At 67.2% G+C, this 16,661-nt stretch carries 17 protein-coding genes and 6 tRNA genes; 19 read left to right on the forward strand and 4 right to left on the reverse strand.

Going from position 1 to position 16,661, the window contains the following annotated elements; translation table 11 throughout:
• The 18 genes from VF536_RS22070 to VF536_RS22155 form a co-directional block, all read left to right on the forward strand.
• Nucleotides 1-382, forward strand: a 382-nt coding sequence (locus VF536_RS22070; protein WP_331617055.1) for a FimV/HubP family polar landmark protein, incomplete at its 5' end; no start/stop codon positions are given.
• Between the two features lie 114 nt (nucleotides 383-496).
• Nucleotides 497-1,279: a tRNA pseudouridine(38-40) synthase TruA gene (truA, locus tag VF536_RS22075; protein WP_331617056.1), complete on the forward strand. Its 783-nt coding sequence runs from the start codon at nucleotides 497-499 to the stop codon at nucleotides 1,277-1,279.
• A gap of 19 nt (nucleotides 1,280-1,298) precedes the next feature.
• The gene (locus tag VF536_RS22080; protein ID WP_331617071.1) at nucleotides 1,299-1,952 is read left to right on the forward strand and encodes a phosphoribosylanthranilate isomerase; all 654 of its coding nucleotides are present in this window, start codon (nucleotides 1,299-1,301) and stop codon (nucleotides 1,950-1,952) included.
• A gap of 88 nt (nucleotides 1,953-2,040) precedes the next feature.
• Nucleotides 2,041-3,360 (forward strand): tryptophan synthase subunit beta, encoded by a 1,320-nt coding sequence (gene trpB / locus VF536_RS22085; RefSeq protein WP_331617057.1) that lies wholly within the window; start codon nucleotides 2,041-2,043, stop codon nucleotides 3,358-3,360.
• Nucleotides 3,357-4,154, forward strand: a complete 798-nt coding sequence (gene trpA, locus VF536_RS22090) for a tryptophan synthase subunit alpha (protein ID WP_331617059.1) — start codon at nucleotides 3,357-3,359, stop codon at nucleotides 4,152-4,154. The genes trpB and trpA overlap by 4 nt, the downstream gene beginning before the upstream one ends.
• A gap of 50 nt (nucleotides 4,155-4,204) precedes the next feature.
• Nucleotides 4,205-5,077: an acetyl-CoA carboxylase, carboxyltransferase subunit beta gene (gene accD / locus VF536_RS22095; RefSeq protein ID WP_088407350.1), complete on the forward strand. Its 873-nt coding sequence runs from the start codon at nucleotides 4,205-4,207 to the stop codon at nucleotides 5,075-5,077.
• A gap of 96 nt (nucleotides 5,078-5,173) precedes the next feature.
• Nucleotides 5,174-6,571, forward strand: coding sequence for a bifunctional tetrahydrofolate synthase/dihydrofolate synthase (folC, locus tag VF536_RS22100; RefSeq protein WP_331617060.1), 1,398 nt, complete (start codon nucleotides 5,174-5,176; stop codon nucleotides 6,569-6,571).
• Nucleotides 6,572-6,735: 164 nt separating this feature from the next.
• A complete protein-coding gene (locus VF536_RS22105) occupies nucleotides 6,736-7,734 on the forward strand; it encodes an SPOR domain-containing protein (protein WP_331617062.1) in 999 nt (332 codons plus the stop codon).
• Between the two features lie 68 nt (nucleotides 7,735-7,802).
• Nucleotides 7,803-8,291, forward strand: coding sequence for a CvpA family protein (locus tag VF536_RS22110; RefSeq protein ID WP_331617063.1), 489 nt, complete (start codon nucleotides 7,803-7,805; stop codon nucleotides 8,289-8,291).
• An 84-nt stretch (nucleotides 8,292-8,375) separates the two neighbouring features.
• Nucleotides 8,376-9,887, forward strand: coding sequence for an amidophosphoribosyltransferase (purF, locus tag VF536_RS22115; RefSeq protein ID WP_088407344.1), 1,512 nt, complete (start codon nucleotides 8,376-8,378; stop codon nucleotides 9,885-9,887).
• A complete protein-coding gene (locus tag VF536_RS22120) occupies nucleotides 9,887-11,122 on the forward strand; it encodes an O-succinylhomoserine sulfhydrylase (protein ID WP_331617064.1) in 1,236 nt (411 codons plus the stop codon). Before purF ends, VF536_RS22120 begins: the two co-directional genes overlap by 1 nt.
• A complete protein-coding gene (gene gltX / locus VF536_RS22125) occupies nucleotides 11,119-12,519 on the forward strand; it encodes a glutamate--tRNA ligase (protein ID WP_331617065.1) in 1,401 nt (466 codons plus the stop codon). The genes VF536_RS22120 and gltX overlap by 4 nt, the downstream gene beginning before the upstream one ends.
• Before the next feature lie 144 nt (nucleotides 12,520-12,663).
• Nucleotides 12,664-12,739 (forward strand) — tRNA-Ala (locus tag VF536_RS22130).
• A 42-nt stretch (nucleotides 12,740-12,781) separates the two neighbouring features.
• Nucleotides 12,782-12,857, forward strand: a tRNA-Glu gene (locus VF536_RS22135).
• A gap of 182 nt (nucleotides 12,858-13,039) precedes the next feature.
• Nucleotides 13,040-13,116 (forward strand) — tRNA-Asp (locus tag VF536_RS22140).
• Between the two features lie 47 nt (nucleotides 13,117-13,163).
• Nucleotides 13,164-13,239: transfer RNA gene (locus VF536_RS22145), tRNA-Ala, on the forward strand.
• Nucleotides 13,240-13,300: 61 nt separating this feature from the next.
• A tRNA-Glu gene (locus VF536_RS22150) sits at nucleotides 13,301-13,376 on the forward strand.
• Nucleotides 13,377-13,478: 102 nt separating this feature from the next.
• A tRNA-Asp gene (locus VF536_RS22155) sits at nucleotides 13,479-13,555 on the forward strand.
• Nucleotides 13,556-13,631: 76 nt separating this feature from the next.
• Here the strand turns inward: VF536_RS22155 and VF536_RS22160 are convergent.
• Nucleotides 13,632-13,937: a helix-hairpin-helix domain-containing protein gene (locus VF536_RS22160; RefSeq protein ID WP_331617066.1), complete on the reverse strand. Its 306-nt coding sequence runs from the start codon at nucleotides 13,935-13,937 to the stop codon at nucleotides 13,632-13,634.
• A 14-nt stretch (nucleotides 13,938-13,951) separates the two neighbouring features.
• Nucleotides 13,952-14,629 carry a transcriptional repressor LexA gene (gene lexA / locus VF536_RS22165; RefSeq protein WP_331617067.1) on the reverse strand — a complete coding sequence of 226 codons (678 nt, stop codon included), beginning with the start codon at nucleotides 14,627-14,629 and terminating at the stop codon, nucleotides 13,952-13,954.
• Nucleotides 14,630-14,745: 116 nt separating this feature from the next.
• Here lexA and VF536_RS22170 point away from each other — a divergent pair, with 116 nt between their 5' ends.
• Complete coding sequence (locus VF536_RS22170; protein WP_331617068.1) at nucleotides 14,746-15,681, forward strand: asparaginase; 936 nt, start codon at nucleotides 14,746-14,748, stop codon at nucleotides 15,679-15,681.
• 87 nt (nucleotides 15,682-15,768) lie between these two features.
• Here the strand turns inward: VF536_RS22170 and VF536_RS22175 are convergent, their stop codons facing one another.
• Nucleotides 15,769-16,203, reverse strand: a complete 435-nt coding sequence (locus tag VF536_RS22175; protein WP_297531396.1) for an organic hydroperoxide resistance protein — start codon at nucleotides 16,201-16,203, stop codon at nucleotides 15,769-15,771.
• A 57-nt stretch (nucleotides 16,204-16,260) separates the two neighbouring features.
• On the reverse strand, nucleotides 16,261-16,661 hold a 401-nt coding region (locus tag VF536_RS22180), incomplete at its 5' end, for a MarR family transcriptional regulator (RefSeq protein WP_331617070.1).

The raw sequence follows: 16,661 nt of genomic DNA on the forward strand, positions 1-16,661 counted from the left end.
GGATCCGTCGTCGCTGGACTTCGACCTGTCGAGCATCGACCTGGATCTGCCGACCGGCGCGCCCGCCAGCCGTGACGAGCGCACCATCGGCAAGGTGAACGAGATCGAGGACGTCACGTCGATCGATCTGCCGGATCTGGATGCGCTGCCCGATGCGACGCCGGTGACGCGGGACACGATGAGCCTGGACGACCTGGGCGTCGATCTGGACAGCATCGACCCGAACGACGGCGAGGCCCTGCAGCGTCAGCTGGAGCTGGCCGAGGAGTTCCGCCAGATCGGCGACACCGAAGGCGCGCGCGACGTGCTGCAGGAACTGGTCGGCAAGGCCGACGGCCCGATGCGCGCCCGCGCGCAGCAGATGCTGGACCAGCTTCGCTGACAGGCATCGTGAGCCGGCTTCGTTAAACTGCGAGCCGTTCACGACAAGGCGCTCGGCCTGGCCGGGCGCCTTTTCTTTTTGGCGTTCACTTTCCCCTGAGATCCGGAGACCTGCATGCGCGTGGCGCTGGGCGTGAGTTACCGCGGCGAGGCCTACAAGGGCTGGCAGAGCCAGCCCGGCGGCGGCACCGTCCAGGATGCGCTCGAATCGGCGCTCGCGCAGTTCATCGCGCAACCGGTCCGCACCATCTGCGCCGGCCGTACCGACACCGGCGTCCACGGCCTGAACCAGGTCGTCCACTTCGACTCGCCGGTGGCGCGCGAGGTGTTCTCGTGGGTCCGCGGCGTCAACCGCTACCTGCCGCGCGACATCGCGGTCCAGTGGGCCGCGTTTCCCGGCGAGGACTTCCACGCGCGCAACCTGGCGCGCGGCCGCCGCTACTGGTACCTGCTGCTGGAGTCCAACGTGCGGCCCTCCATCCAGGCCGGCGGCGTCGGCTGGACCTTCCGGCCGCTGGACGGCGACGCGATGCGCGACGCGGCCTCGCGGCTGGTCGGCGAGCACGACTTCAGCTCCTTCCGCTCGGCCGAGTGCCAGGCGGCCTCGCCGGTGAAGATCCTGCGCGGCATCGAGATCCACAGGCGCGGCCCGTACTGGCGCTTCGAGTTCGACGGCATCGCCTTCCTGCACCACATGATCCGCAACATCATGGGTTGCCTGATCGCCGTGGGGGCGGGGCAGAAGCCGCCGTCGTGGATGGACGAGGTGCTGGCCGCGCGCTCCCGCGACGCCGCGGCGCCGACCTTCCCGCCGGACGGGCTGTACTTCGTCGGCCCGAGCTACGACGATCACCTGAACCTGCCGCGTCACACGGCGCCCATGGATTGGCTGCCTTGAACAGCCGATCCGGACATCGATAAGCCCCATCAGCCCCATGAGCCGAACCCGCATCAAGATCTGCGGCCTGACCCGCGAAACCGATGTCGACGTCGCCGTCGAGGCCGGCGCCGACGCGATCGGGCTGGTCTTCTACGAGAAGAGCCCGCGCGCCGTCACCGTCGAACGCGCCGTCGAGCTGGCGCGGCGCCTGCCGCCGTTCGTGACGCCGGTGGGGCTGTTCGTCAACGCGACGCCCGCAGCGATCCAGGCCGCGCTGGCCGCGATCCCGAACCTGACGCTGCAGTTCCACGGCGACGAAACGCCCGAGGACTGCGATCGCTGGTCGCGCCCCTATCTGCGCGCGGCACGGATGGCGCCCGGCTTCGATTTGCTAGACTTCGCGTCTCGGTTCTCCCACGCCCAGGCCGTGCTGCTCGACGCGTTCGTCGACGGCTACGGTGGCGGCGGAAAGGTCTTCGATTGGTCACTGCTGCCTCCAAGCGTTCCCTCTCCGGTCGTTTTGTCTGGTGGGTTGAGTGCAGCCAACGTGATCGATGGCGTGCTGAAGGTGCGGCCCTGGGCCGTTGACGTCAGCTCCGGCGTGGAGGCCTCGAAGGGCCTCAAGGACGCCGGCAAGATCCGCCAGTTCTGCGATGCCGTGCGCGAGGCCGACCGCCTGAAGTCGGCTTGAATCCCTGCTTGCGGTCGCTGCCAGCAATGGCTGCGATCCCCGCAAGCGCTGCGGATTCACGCACGGGCATCCTCATTGAGGACCCCTCATGTCCAAGACCATTTCTTCTGCGATTCCCTTCGTCACGGGCCCGCTCGCGGGCTACGCGCAACCCGATGCGCGGGGCCGTTTCGGTCCCGTCGCCACGGAGAACGCCCACGGCTACTACGGCGGCCGCTTCGTCGCCGAGACGCTCATCCACGCGTTGGATGAGCTCAACGAGGCCTACGCCCGCTACAGCCAGGACCCGGAGTTCATCCGCGAGTTCCAGTACGAGCTGGCGCACTTCGTCGGCCGGCCCAGCCCGATCTATCACGCCAGGCGGCTGAGCAGCGAGCTCGGCGGCGCGCAGATCTTCCTCAAGCGCGAGGATCTGAACCACACCGGCGCGCACAAGGTGAACAACACCATCGGCCAGGCGCTGCTGGCCCGCCGCATGGGCAAGAAGCGCGTCATCGCCGAGACCGGCGCCGGCCAGCACGGCGTGGCCACCGCGACGATCTGCGCCCGCTACGGCATGGAGTGCGTGGTGTACATGGGCTCCGAGGACGTGAAGCGCCAGTCGCCCAACGTCTACCGGATGAACCTGCTGGGCGCGCGCGTCGTGCCGGTGGAATCGGGCTCGAAGACGCTGAAGGATGCGCTCAACGAAGCGATGCGCGACTGGGTCACGAACATCGAGTCGACCTTCTACATCATCGGCACCGTGGCCGGCCCGCACCCGTATCCGATGATGGTCCGCGACTTCCAGCGCGTCATCGGCGATGAGTGCCTCGTGCAGATGCCGGAGATGACCGGCAGACAGCCCGACGCCGTCATCGCCTGCGTCGGCGGCGGCAGCAACGCGATCGGGATCTTCTACCCGTACATCCCGCATGCCGACGTGCGCCTGATCGGCGTCGAAGCCGCGGGGCAGGGCGTCGACACGCCCAAGCACGCGGCCACGCTGACCGCCGGTTCCCCCGGCGTGCTGCACGGCAACCGCACCTACCTGCTGCAGGACGACGCGGGCCAGATCATCGAGACGCATTCGATCTCCGCCGGCCTGGACTACCCCGGCGTCGGCCCCGAGCACGCCTACCTGAAGGACATCGGCCGGGCCGAATATGTCGGCGCCACCGATGCCGAGGCGCTCGCCGCCTTCCACCGGCTGTGCCGCACCGAGGGCATCATCCCCGCGCTCGAGTCGAGCCACGCACTGGCGCATGCGATCAAGCTCGCGCCGACCATGCGTCCCGACCAGCACCTGCTGGTCAACCTGTCCGGCCGCGGCGACAAGGACATCGGCACCGTCGCCGACCTGTCGGGGGCCGAGTACTTCGACCGACCCTCGATGGCCGGCCACGCCGTGAAGGGAGGTGCGCAATGAGCCGCATCCAAGCCACCTTCGCCCGCCTGGGCGCCGAGGGCCGCAAGGCGCTGATCCCCTACGTCACCGCCGGCGATCCGTACGCGGACGTGACCGTCGAGCTGATGCTGGCGATGGCCAAGGCCGGCGCCGACGTGATCGAGCTCGGCGTCCCGTTCTCCGACCCGATGGCCGATGGCCCGGTGATCCAGAAGGCCAGTGAACGCGCGCTGGCCAAGGGCGTCACGCTGACGCATGTGCTGGCGATCGTCCGGGACTTCCGCCAGCAGGACGACGCGACCCCGGTCGTGCTGATGGGCTACGCCAACCCGGTGGAGCGCTTCGGCCTGGAGCGCTTCGTCACCGAGGCCAAGGCGGCCGGCGTCGACGGCGTGCTGATCGTCGACTATCCGCCCGAGGAGTCCGAGGTCTTCGCCGCCGCGCTGAAGGCGCAAGGCCTGGATCCGATCTTTCTCCTGGCGCCGACCTCGACCGACGAACGCGTCGCCCGCATCGGGCAGCTCGCCAGCGGTTACGTCTACTACGTCTCCCTCAAGGGCGTGACCGGTGCCGGCCACCTGGACACCGGCGCCGTCGCCGACGCGATGCCCCGGCTGCGCAAGCACGTGAGCATCCCGCTCGGGGTCGGTTTCGGCATCCGTGACGGGGCGACGGCGGCCGCCGTGGCGCGCCATGCGGACGCGGTGGTGATCGGTTCGGCCCTCGTCCAGCTGATCGAGTCCCAGACAAGGGATAATGTCGCGATCCAGGCGGCGGCCTTCATCCGAGACATCCGCGCCGCGCTGGACGCCTGACGGGGCAAGCGGCCCCGTTGCGCGCCTGGCGATAGACATAGGAGCCCGCCATGAGTTGGCTTGAAAAACTGCTTCCCCCGAAGATCCAGCAGACCGACCCCGACCAGCGCCGCACGGTGCCGGAAGGCCTGTGGATCAAGTGCCCGTCCTGCGAAACGGTGCTGTACAAGACCGACCTCGAGCAGAACGTCAACGTCTGCCCGAAGTGCGGCCACCATCACCGCATCGGCGCCCGCGCCCGCCTGGACGCGTTCCTGGACGGCGAAGGCCGTTACGAGGTCGGCCAGGAAGTGCTGCCCGTGGACGCGCTGAAGTTCAAGGACAGCAAGAAGTATCCGGACCGGCTCAAGGAAGCGCTGGAGTCGACCGGCGAGACCGACGCGCTGGTCGTCATGGGCGGCGCGGTGATGAGCATCCCGGTCGTGGCGGCCTGCTTCGAGTTCGACTTCATGGGCGGCTCGATGGGCTCCGTGGTCGGCGAGCGCTTCGCGCGCGGCGTCGAGACCGCGCTGGAGCAGAAGACCCCCTTCATCTGCTTCACCGCCACCGGCGGCGCGCGGATGCAGGAGGGCCTGCTCTCGCTGATGCAGATGGCGAAGTCCAACGCCGCGCTCACGCGCCTGGCCAAGGCGAAGCTGCCCTACATCAGCGTGCTGACCGACCCGACCATGGGCGGCGTCTCGGCGAGCTTCGCGTTCGTGGGCGACATCGTCATCGCCGAACCGAAGGCGCTGATCGGCTTCGCCGGCCCGCGCGTGATCGAGAACACCGTGCGCGAGAAGCTGCCTCCGGGCTTCCAGCGCGCCGAGTTCCTGATGGAGAAGGGCGCCATCGACATGATCGTCGACCGCCGCAAGCTGCGCGAGGTCATCGCCCGCAACCTGGCCATCCTGCAGCGGCAGAGTTCCGACGCGGTCGCCTGACGTCGCGACGACGAACGCCCACGGGGCGTTGACGGTACTCAGCACGGCCAGACCACGCCCGGTCTGGCCGTCTTCATTTGAGCCTTGGGATTCCTGATGTCCTCCTCCTCATCCACTTCGTCCACTTCGAACGATCTGTCCATTCCCGTGCTCGCGCCGGGCGGCGACGCGCAGCAGGTGCTCGACGCCTGGCTGGCCCGCTGCGAGCGACTGCATCCGAAGGAAATCGACATGACGCTGGCCCGCGTCGCCGAGATGCGCCAGCGCCTGAACTTGGACTTCGGTCCGGACACACCGGTCGTGATGGTCGCCGGCACCAACGGCAAGGGCTCGACCTGCGCCATGCTGGAAAGCGTCGCGCTGCAGGCGGGCTACCGCGTCGGCCTCTACATCAAGCCGCACCTGGTGCACTTCCAGGAGCGTTGCCGCGTCGGCGGCCGCCCGGTCGACGCCGCGGCGCTGCTGCCGCATTTCGAGGCGGTGGAGCAGGCCCGCGGCGACCTGGCGCTGACCTACTTCGAGTTCACGACGCTGGCGATCCTGCACAAGCTGGCGTCCGAGCCGCTGGACCTGGTGATCCTGGAAGTCGGCCTCGGCGGGCGTCTGGACGCGGTGAACGTCATCGACGCCGATTGCAGCGTGATCACCAGCATCGACCTGGATCACACCGAGTACCTCGGCCCGGACCGCGAGTCCGTCGGCCGCGAGAAGGCGCACATCATGCGGCCGGGCAAGCCGGCGATCGTGTCCGATCCGATGCCGCCGGCGTCGATCGCGGCCTACGCCGAGTCCATCGGCGCTGAAGTGCGTCAGCTCGGGCGCGATTTCAGCTATTCGGGCGATCGCCAGCAGTGGCAGTGGGCCGGGCGCGCGCGCCGCTACAGCGGCATGTCCTACCCGGCGCTGCGCGGCGTCAACCAGCTGTTGAACGCCTCCGGCGTGCTGGCGGTCTTCGAGGCGCTCTACGAGCGGCTGCCGATCTCCGCACAGGCCGTGCGCGCGGGGCTGGCGCTGGTGGAGTTGCCGGGGCGATTCCAGGTCATCCCGGGTTCGCCGATGCTGGTGCTGGACGTCGCGCACAACCCGCATGCGGTGGCCGCGCTGGCGCAGAACCTCGACCAGATGGGCTTCTACCCGCGCACCCGGGCCGTCTTCGGCGCGATGGCGGACAAGGACCTTGCCAACATCCTGGTGCGCATCTCGCCGCTGATCGATCACTGGCATTTCTGCGACCTGCCGATCGCGCGTGCGGCGACCGCCCAGGCGCTGCAGGCGCGTTTCGACGAGGCGCGCGCCGCCGGCACGCTGCAGACGCCGAAGGAGGTCGGTTCGTCCCTGCATGCGGACCCCGCCTCGGCCCTGGCCGCCGCGGCGGCCGAGGCGGACCCCGCTGATAGAATTTTGGTCTTCGGTTCGTTCTTCACCGTGGGCGGCGTGCTCAGGAACGGCATCCCGAGACTGGGCGGCGGCGTCCAGCCGGAAGCCGAGTCCTGAAGCGGGCGGCATTGAGCGCTTCGCAACGCTGCATTCGAATCGCTCGCAGTTGAAGTCGGCGGCCCTGTCCGTATCTGCGGAGGGGCCGCTTTCCGCTCCGGGGCCCAGGGTCCCGAGGGCACTCCCGCGGCGACGGCGCGGCATCAACCAGGTTCTCCGAGTACATGGGTTTTCTGTCCTTCCTGAAGCGCGGTGAAGCGAACGACTCCGGCGACCGGGGCGGTGATCGCGCTGATCGCGCTGATCGCGGAGAGCGAGGCCGTTCCGGCGGCGACGGCGGGCGAGGGCGTTCCCGCGGCGGCGCCGAGGCCGTCGACGACGTCCAGCAACTGCGCCTGCGCGCGCGCCGACGCCTGATCGGCGCGGCTGTGCTGGTGGGGATTGCGGTGATCGTGTTCCCGCTGCTGTTCGAGACCCAGCCGCGCCCGATCCCGGTCGACCTGCCGATCGACATCCCGCGCAAGGACGGCGCGACGCCGCTGACCATTCCCGCGCCCACGGCGCAGACCTCGCGCGGCCAGACCGCCGCGGGCGATGCCGGCCGCGGCATCATCACCGAATCCGCCGAACAGGCCGCCGCCGACCGCCCGGTTCCGCCGCCGGACGCGTCGCGCGACCAGCCCCGTGACCCGGTCGCCGACCAGGTGGCCCAGGCCATGCCGCCCACACGCATGGACACCAAGCCCGACGAGCGCGCGACGATCGCCGAGCCTGCCCGCCCGGCGCGGGTCGAGCCCGAGCACAAGCCCGAGACCAGACCCGAGACCAAGCCGGACCGCAAGCCCGAGCCCAAGGTCGAAGCCAAGCCGGAACGCAAACCCGATCCGAAGCCTGAAACCAAGCCGGATACGCGCTCGGCCGATGCCGCTCGCGCGCAGGCACTGCTGGAAGGTCGTCAGTCGTCGGAGAAGAAGCCCGACGCCGCGGCCTCCGGCGCGCGCTTCATCGTGCAGGTCGGCGCCTATGCCGACGGCAAAGCCGCGCAAGACGTGCGGTCCAAGGTCGAGCGCATGGGCTTGAAGACCTACACCCAGGCGGTGGACACGGCGGACGGCAAGCGCATCCGCGTGCGGGTGGGGCCGTTCAATTCGCGGGACGAAGCGGACAAGGTCGCGGCGAAAGTCCGCGGCGGCGGCCTCTCGTCGGCCGTGCTGACGCTCTGACGGGCCGGCACGGAGCACGCCACGATGGACGACCATGACCCTTCCCCAGTGCACGCACGATCGCCGCGATGAACTGGGTCGACCTCGCGCTGCTGGGCCTGCTCGTCGTCTCGGTGCTTCTGGGCGCCTGGCGCGGCCTGGTCTTCGAGCTGATGACCATCGCCGGCTGGCTGGTGGCCTATGCGGCCTCGCCCTTCGTGGCGCCGTTCATCGAGGGCCTGCTGCCGGCGGAAAAGATCGGCCCGTCGCTGATCCATGCCGTTGGGCTGGTGCTGGCCTTCGTCCTGGTGCTGCTGATCTGGGGCCTGGGCGCCAAACTGATCCGGGCGCTGATCCACGCGACGCCGCTGGGCGTGCTGGACCGACTCGGCGGCGCGGCCTTCGGGGTGCTGCGCGCGGCGCTGCTGGCGTTGCTGGCGACCGTCATCGTCGACATGACGCCGGCCGTGCGCTCGCGGCCGTGGACCGAATCGCAACTCGCGCCGTGGCTGCAGGCGACCCTCACGCAGGTGAAGCCGCTGTTGCCCGCGGCCCTGCAGGACTACATTCCGGCCTGAGCGTCATGAGCGCCCCGGCCGTCGTTCTTCTCGTCGATTTCTCGTCGTTTTTTCCCCTGTTCCCGAAGCATTAAGGACCTCCCCATGTGCGGCATCGTCGGTGTGATTTCCAAGGCGCCGGTCAACCAGCTGATCTATGACGCGCTGCTGCTGCTGCAGCATCGCGGCCAGGACGCGGCCGGCATCGTCACGATGCAAGGTCAGAAGTGCTTCATGCACAAGGCGCGCGGCATGGTGCGCGACGTCTTCCGCACCCGCAACATGCGCGGGCTGCCCGGCAACGTCGGCCTTGGCCAGGTCCGCTACCCGACGGCAGGCAACGCCTACTCCGAGGAAGAGGCGCAGCCGTTCTACGTCAACGCGCCTTACGGCATCGTGCTGGTCCACAACGGCAACCTGACCAACGCACATGCGTTGAAGGATGAGCTGTTCGACGTGGACCGCCGCCACATCAACACCGAAAGCGACACCGAAGTCCTGATCAACGTGCTCGCGCACGAGCTCGAGATGGCCGGCCGCGACCTGCCGCTGACGCCGGCGCAGATCTTCAAGGCCGTCGGCACCGTCCACAAGCGCATCAAGGGCTCATACGCCGTGATCGCGCTGATCGCAGGCCATGGCCTGCTCGCCTTCCGCGACCCCTACGGCATCCGCCCGCTGTGTTTCGGCCAGGCCGCCGACGGCGAGGTCATGGTGGCCAGCGAGAGCGTGGCGCTCGAAGGCACCGGTCACGTGCTCACGCGCGACCTCGCGCCCGGTGAAGCCCTGTTCATCGACACCGCGGGCACGGTCCACACGCAGCAATGCGCCGAGAACCCGACGCTGAATCCCTGCATGTTCGAGTTCGTCTATCTGGCGCGCCCGGACTCGGTGATGGACGGCATCTCGGTCTACCAGGCCCGCCTGAACATGGGCGAGACGCTGGCCCAGCGCCTGATCTCGACGATCCCGCCGAGCGAGATCGACGTCGTGATCCCCATCCCCGAATCGAGCCGCCCGTCGGCGATGCAGCTCGCGCACCGCATCGGCAAGCCGTACCGCGAGGGCTTCGTCAAGAACCGCTACGTCGGCCGGACCTTCATCATGCCGGGCCAGTCCACGCGCAAGAAGTCCGTGCGTCAGAAGCTCAACGCGATCGGCCTCGAATTCAAGGGCCGCAACGTGCTGCTGGTCGACGACTCCATCGTGCGCGGCACGACCTCCAAGGAAATCGTCCAGATGGCCCGCGAGGCCGGTGCGAACAAGGTCTACCTGGCCTCTGCCGCGCCGCCGGTGCGCTTCCCCAACGTGTACGGCATCGACATGCCGACCAAGGAAGAGCTGATCGCCCACGGCCGGTCGATCGAGGAGATCCGCCAGTTCATCGGCGCCGACGCGCTGATCTACCAGGACGTCGATGCGATGAAGCGCGTGGTCGGCCAGCTCCGTCCGGGGCTGAACGGTTTCGAGGCGTCGTGCTTCGACGGCACGTACATCACCGGCGATGTGTCGGTGGAGGACTTCGCGACCATGCAGGCGCAACGCAAGTCGCAGCCTGAGGAAGAGGACCTGCCGGCACGCAGCCGCCTCGCGCTGCAGAGCGGCGGAGACCAGTGATGAGCAATGGGAAGAAGGGCGGCATCCCGCGCGTGGACCTGCCGGCCGACGTGCGGCTGGACACGCTCGCTGTGCGCGAAGGCCTGCCGCCGTCGCCCTGGGGCGAGAACTCGGAAGCGCTGTACCTGACCAGTTCCTTCGTGCATCCGGACGCGGCGACCGCCGCGCGCCGTTTCGCCAATGAGGAGGAGGCCTTCGTCTACAGCCGCTTCTCGAACCCGACGGTCATGATGATGGAGCGCCGGCTTGCCGCGCTCGAAGGCACCGAGGCCTGCATCGCGACCTCGTCCGGCATGTCGGCCATCATGCTGCTAGTGATGGGCCTGTTGAAGTCCGGCGACCATGTGGTGTGCTCGCGCTCGGTGTTCGGCTCGACCATCAAGCTGCTGCAGGGCGAGTTCGGCAAGTTCGGCGTCCAGACGACCTTCGTGTCGCAGACCGACCTGAACGAATGGAAGAACGCGCTGCAGCCCAACACCAAGCTGCTGTTCGCCGAAACGCCCACCAATCCGCTGACCGAGGTCTGCGACGTCGCCGCGCTGGCGGAGATCGCGCACGCGCACGGCGCGCTGCTGGCGGTCGACAACTGCTTCGCCTCGCCCGCGCTGCAGCAGCCGACGAAGATGGGCGCGGATTTCATCATCCATTCCGGCACCAAGTACCTCGACGGCCAGGGCCGCGTGATCGCGGGCGCGATCTGCGCCTCCGCCAAGCATGTCGACGAGGTGTTCACGCCGGTGATGCGGTCCGTGGGCATGTCGCTGTCGCCGTTCAACGCCTGGGTCGTGCTCAAGGGCATGGAGACGCTGTCGGTGCGCATGAAGGCGCAGACCGCCAGCGCCGCCGTGCTGGCCGAATGGCTGGAGGCGCATCCCGCCGTCGAACGCGTCTACTATCCGGGCCTGAAGTCGCATCCGCAGCATGAGCTCGCGATGCGCCAGCAGGGCGGGCAGGGCGGGGCGGTGGTGTCTTTCATCGTGAAGAGCCAGGCGGACGACAACGGTCGCGCAGCCGCTTTCCACGTGATCGACCGGACGAAGATCTGCTCGATCACCGCCAACCTCGGCGACACCAAGACCACCATCACGCATCCGGCCAGCACCTCGCACGGCCGGCTCACCGAGCCGCAGCGCCAGGCGGCCGGCATCACGCAGGGACTGATCCGTGTCGCGGTCGGCCTGGAAGACATCGAAGACATCAAGGCCGACCTGGCCCGCGGTTTGAACTCCCTATGACGACTCCCTCCACCCCGGTCCGCACCCGCATCGCCCCGTCGCCGACGGGTTTCCTGCACCTCGGCACGGCGCGTACGGCGCTGTTCTCGTGGGCCTATGCGCGCCACCACGGCGGCGAATTCGTGCTGCGCATCGAGGACACCGACGTCACGCGCTCCACGCAGGACTCGGTCGACCAGATCCTGGCCTCGATGAAGTGGCTGAACCTCGAGTACGACGAGGGCCCGATCTACCAGATGCAGCGCCTGGAGCGCTATCACGCGGTCATCGAGCAGATGATCGCGGCCGGCACGGCCTACCGCTGCTACTGCTCGCCCGAGGAACTCGCGACGATGAAGGCCGGCCAGGAAGCGCGCGGCGAGAAGCGCCGCTACGACGGCACCTGGCGTCCGGAAGCGGGCAAGACCCTGCCGGCGATTCCCGCGGGCATCGAACCGGTGGTGCGTTTCAAGAATCCGATCGACGGCGACGTGACCTGGGACGACCTCGTCAAAGGCCCGATCACGATCAACAACCGCGAGATCGACGACCTCATCCTGCTGCGTCCGGACGGCGTGCCGACCTACAACTTCGCGGTCGTGATCGACGACTGGGACATGAAGATCACCCATGTCTTCCGCGGCGACGAGCACATCAACAACACGCCCTGGCAGATCAACCTCTTCAACGCGCTGGGCGCGGCGCTGCCGGCGTTCGGGCACATCCCGGTGATCCTGGGCGACGACGGCCTGAAGCTGTCCAAGCGTCGCGGCGCGGTCAGCGTCACCGCGTACGAGGAAAACGGCTACCTGCCCGAGGCGATGCTGAACTACCTGTCGCGCCTGGGCTGGAGCCACGGTGACGACGAGCTCTACAGCGTGGCGCAACTGGTGTCGTGGTTCGACGGCAGCCACATCTCCAAGAGCCCGGCGCAGTGGGATCCGGCCAAGCTGGAGTGGGTCAACTCGCACTACATCAAGCAGGCCGACGACGCACGCCTGGCCTCGCTGGTCGCGGCGCAACTGGCCAAGCGCGGCCTGGCCGCGCCGGAGCGCCTCGAAGCGATGTGCGGCCTGTTCAAGGACCGCTGCAGCACGACGGTGGCGTTGACGGACTGGCTGGCGATGTATGTGTCCCCGGTGACGATCAGCGACGCGGACCGGGCACAACACCTGACCGAGGCGGTGAAGCCGGCGGTGCTGGCTCTGGCGGACAAACTCGACGCGCTGGCGGTCTGGGACAAGCCCTCGATCAGCGCCGCGATCAAGGAAACCATCACGACCCACGGCCTGAAGATGCCGCAACTGGCGATTCCGGTGCGGGTGCTGGCCTGCGGCCGGTCGCAGACGCCATCGGTGGATGCGGTGCTGGAACTTTTCGACAAAGAAATTTTGTTGAACCGCTTGCGCTTTGTTTAAAACTCGATCTATACTCTCGTTCTCGCTTGAACAGCGCGACGTTCGAAACGAACTTCGAAGCGGCAGACGATGAATCAAAACGGGGAGCGCGAGCTCCCCGATGAAATTCAAGAGCCGAAAAGAAGCCGGATCGAATTCCCCGAAGGGGGTATAGCTCAGCTGGGAGAGCGCTTGCATGGCATGCAAGAGGTCAGCGGTTCGATCCCGCTTACCTCCACCAAACTTCAGTTTGTGTGGCGCGCGGTTCAAGGGAAACAGTCCAGTCCCCTTCGTCTAGAGGCCTAGGACACCACCCTTTCACGGTGGCTACAGGGGTTCGAATCCCCTAGGGGACGCCAAGTTTCGAACTTGGTTACTGACCAGAGATTGAACGAGAAAATCGAAAAATTCTTCGGAAATCGATTTGATCGTTGTCAAAATCAGGTACAGTAACGAAATCGACGCAGCGATGTCATCAAGCAATTGATGGGATCAAGGCAAAAAGAGTTTGATGCGACGGATCGAAAGATCTTGAGTATCTGGAGTGGTAGTTCAGTTGGTTAGAATACCGGCCTGTCACGCCGGGGGTCGCGGGTTCGAGCCCCGTCCACTCCGCCAACACAGTTGAGACTCGGGCGGCGTACCGATTCGATGCGAAAGCATTCGGGGGTATAGCTCAGCTGGGAGAGCGCTTGCATGGCATGCAAGAGGTCAGCGGTTCGATCCCGCTTACCTCCACCAGAACACTTTCGAGTGCGACGGTTGCAAGGTACGCGCAGTTCGAGTCAAGACAGCAAGTCCAGTCCCCTTCGTCTAGAGGCCTAGGACACCACCCTTTCACGGTGGCTACAGGGGTTCGAATCCCCTAGGGGACGCCAAGTTTGACAAGGCTTGGCTGCATCACGGTTCTGTTTGGGGCCGCTTGCTTGCAGCGAAACTTGTTCGCAAATGATAGAGCTGCACTCAATAGCGGCTTATCTGGAGTGGTAGTTCAGTTGGTTAGAATACCGGCCTGTCACGCCGGGGGTCGCGGGTTCGAGCCCCGTCCACTCCGCCAACATTAAAACCCTGTCGATGCAAATCGGCAGGGTTTTTTCTTTGGTGCGCGTCATTTGCTGTGATGGGGTCCGGAATCAGAGATCAGGATATTCGCGTTTGCGCTGCGCTGTATAACTCCACCAATCTCGCGCCGGGCCGCCGTTCATGAAATCGACGGCGGCCATATAGGTATCCAGCACGCACGGGTCATGTCGCTGACCGGTGAGTTTGCAGATCCGCTGATACAGCGCGAAGGCATCGGCGCCCACGAGATCCGCCGGCTGATGAATCCCCATCAGCTCGAAATCTCGCACCATCGCCGGACCGATGTTGGGAATCTGCCGAAGGGACACACATTCGGCGGCCGAAGCCGCTTTGGTGTGCGTCTTTCGCGCACTCATGACAGACGCGTCGCTCAGTGGAAGCCGCCGGAACGGATCAGGCCGACCGCCAATCCTTCGATGGCGAACTGCTCGTCAGGCGTGACCTCGATCGGCTCGAAGTCCGCGTTCTCGGGCAGCAGGCGGATGCCGTCGGCATGGCGTTGGAAGCGCTTCACCGTGACCTCTTCCCCGATGCGCGCCACGACCACCTGACCGTTGCGGGCCTCGCTGATCTTCTGCACGGCGAGCAGGTCGCCATCCATGATGCCGATGTCCTTCATGCTCATGCCTTTGACGCGCAGCAGGTAGTCGGGCGCCTTCGAGAACATCGAAGGGTCGACGCTATAGTGCTGCTCGACATGTTCCTCGGCGAGGATGGGCGCGCCAGCCGCGACGCGGCCCACCAGCGGCAAGGTCAGCTGGGCGAGGCTCGCCAGCGGCAGCGCGAACTGGCTGTGCTCCCGGGCGCGATTGACCTGGCGCAGCGCCGTCGACGGCAGCCGGATGCCACGAGCGGTACCGCCCACCAGTTCGATGACGCCCTTGCGCGCCAAGGCTTGCAGGTGCTCCTCCGCTGCGTTGGCGGACTTGAAGCCGAGCTGCTGCGCGATCTCCGCGCGGGTGGGTGGCGATCCGGTGCTCTCGATGCTGTCGCGGACCAGATCGAAGATCTGCTGTTGCCGGGCGGTGAGTTTGGGCGGAGTGTCCACGAGCGAGCCTTTGTTCCATTGAGGGGCGGATGTCGAAGACGCGGCGACCTTGAAGTGGTTCAAAAGCCGCCTGAGAATTCATCCAGCATCTGGATTTTTATACAGGAGACGAGAAATTGCAAAGTGCGGCCCAGACCCTCGTGATCATCGGCACCGGCGGGACCATCGCCGGGGCCTCCAGCAGCGCGACGGACAACGTCGGCTACAAGGCCGGCTCGCTGTCGGTCGAGTCGCTGGTGGGGGCCGTGCCGGCCTTGGCGTCGAAAGCGCTCGAGGCTGAGCAACTGGCCCAGCTCGACAGCAAGGACATGGATCACGCGACCTGGGCGCGCCTCGTGCGCCGGGTGCGGGAGCACCTGGATCGCCCCGAGGTGCGCGGCATCGTGATCACGCACGGCACTGACACGCTCGAGGAAACCGCCTACCTGCTGCAGCGCGTGCTCGCGCCCGAGAAGCCCGTTGTCCTGACGGCGGCGATGCGCCCGGCGACGGCCATCCAGGCGGATGGTCCGCAGAACCTGCTCGACGCGGTGGCCGTGGCGGGGGCTGACGACGTGCGTGGTGTCGTCGCGGTGCTGGCGGGGAAGGTGTGGTCGGGGCTGGAGCTGCGCAAGACGCACACCTACCGCCTCGATGCCTTCGAGGCTGGGTCGGACGCCGGTCCGCTGGCCGTGGTGGAGGAGGGCCTCGTGCGCCGCTTCCGCGACTGGCCGCAAGGCGAAGCCTTGGGGGCGTCGCTGCTACCCGAGGAGGCTTCTCGTTGGCCGTGGGTCGAGGTGCTCGTCAGCCACGGCGGTTCCGACGCGCGTGCTCTGGAAGCCTGGCGCGCTGCGGGCCTCCAGGGTCTGGTGTTGGCCTGCACCGGGAACGGCACGCTGAACCGCGCACTCGATGCGCCGGTCCAGGCGCTCAAGGACGCCGGCGTTCCGGTCTGGCGCACGACACGCTGCGCGCAGGGGCGCATCGTCGGCGCGGACGACGAGCCCGCCGCTGCCCTGTCGCCCTGGGCGGCGCGCATAGAATTGATGCTCACACTGCTGCGCAAGCGCTGATTCCGCCGCGCATCGAGCCAACGAAAAAGCGCCGGCATTGCCGGCGCTTTTTTCATCGCGAATCCGGAGCAGGCCGGATCCGGACGATCAGACGATCGTCAGTGTGACGTCGATGTTGCCGCGGGTGGCGTTCGAGTACGGGCAGACCTCGTGCGCCTCGGCGACCAGCTTCTCCAGTGCGGCGCGGTCCATGCCCGGCACGGAGATTTTCATGGCCACGGCGATGCCGAAGGCGCCCGGCTTGTTGGCGTGGGGGCCGATGCCGACTTCGCTGGTGATCGAGACTTCGGCCGGCAGGGCGACCTTGTTGCGGCCGGAGACGGCCTTCATCGCGCCGATGAAGCAGGCCGAGTAACCCGCGGCGAACAGCTGCTCGGGGTTGGTGCCGGCGCCGTCGTCGCCACCCAGCGCCTTGGGCGTGGACAGCTGGACCTTCAGGCGGTCGTCCGACGATTGCGCAGTGCCTTGACGGCCGCCGGTGGCGGTGGCGGTGGCGGTGTAGAGGGCTTTTTCGATGGCCATGTGAGGCTCCTTGGTGGTGATGGGTGAAGGGGGTGGGGGTGAACGGACAACTCGGGGTCAGGTCTCGCCATCCCCGTCGTCAGTGACGGGGTCGGCGGGATCGCGAGCCAGGTGAGTCAGTACGTTGGCTCGCAATTCATGCAGGCGTTTTGTCAGCGACTCCAGTTCGGCAGGACCGCAGGCGCTGGCGCAGGCCAGTTGTTCAGGGATGGCGACGGCCTGGTCGCGCAGTGCGCGGCCGACCGGCGTCAGATGAATCTCGACACGACGCTCATCGCTCAGCGCGCGGCGGCGTTCGATGAAGCCGCTGGCCTCGAGGCGCTTGAGCAGCGGCGTGAGCGTGCCGGAGTCCAGGTTCAGCCGTTGCCCCAGTTCCGAGACGCTCGGGCCGTCGGTCTCCCACAGCACCAGCATCGCCAGGTATTGCGGGTAGGTCAGGCCCAGGGGAGCCAGCAGCG

It is taken from the genome of Roseateles sp. (assembly GCF_036486225.1).
Classification (GTDB): domain Bacteria; phylum Pseudomonadota; class Gammaproteobacteria; order Burkholderiales; family Burkholderiaceae_C; genus Roseateles.

Coding starts and splice junctions, on each gene's coding strand:
- truA (WP_331617056.1), top strand. CDS start 497: ATGCGCGTGGCGCTGGGCGTGAGTTACCGCGGCGAGGCCTACAAGGGC.
- trpB (WP_331617057.1), top strand. CDS start 2,041: ATGTCCAAGACCATTTCTTCTGCGATTCCCTTCGTCACGGGCCCGCTC.
- trpA (WP_331617059.1), top strand. CDS start 3,357: ATGAGCCGCATCCAAGCCACCTTCGCCCGCCTGGGCGCCGAGGGCCGC.
- accD (WP_088407350.1), top strand. CDS start 4,205: ATGAGTTGGCTTGAAAAACTGCTTCCCCCGAAGATCCAGCAGACCGAC.
- folC (WP_331617060.1), top strand. CDS start 5,174: ATGTCCTCCTCCTCATCCACTTCGTCCACTTCGAACGATCTGTCCATT.
- VF536_RS22105 (WP_331617062.1), top strand. CDS start 6,736: ATGGGTTTTCTGTCCTTCCTGAAGCGCGGTGAAGCGAACGACTCCGGC.
- VF536_RS22110 (WP_331617063.1), top strand. CDS start 7,803: ATGAACTGGGTCGACCTCGCGCTGCTGGGCCTGCTCGTCGTCTCGGTG.
- purF (WP_088407344.1), top strand. CDS start 8,376: ATGTGCGGCATCGTCGGTGTGATTTCCAAGGCGCCGGTCAACCAGCTG.
- VF536_RS22120 (WP_331617064.1), top strand. CDS start 9,887: ATGAGCAATGGGAAGAAGGGCGGCATCCCGCGCGTGGACCTGCCGGCC.
- gltX (WP_331617065.1), top strand. CDS start 11,119: ATGACGACTCCCTCCACCCCGGTCCGCACCCGCATCGCCCCGTCGCCG.
- VF536_RS22160 (WP_331617066.1), bottom strand. CDS start 13,937: ATGAGTGCGCGAAAGACGCACACCAAAGCGGCTTCGGCCGCCGAATGT.
- VF536_RS22175 (WP_297531396.1), bottom strand. CDS start 16,203: ATGGCCATCGAAAAAGCCCTCTACACCGCCACCGCCACCGCCACCGGC.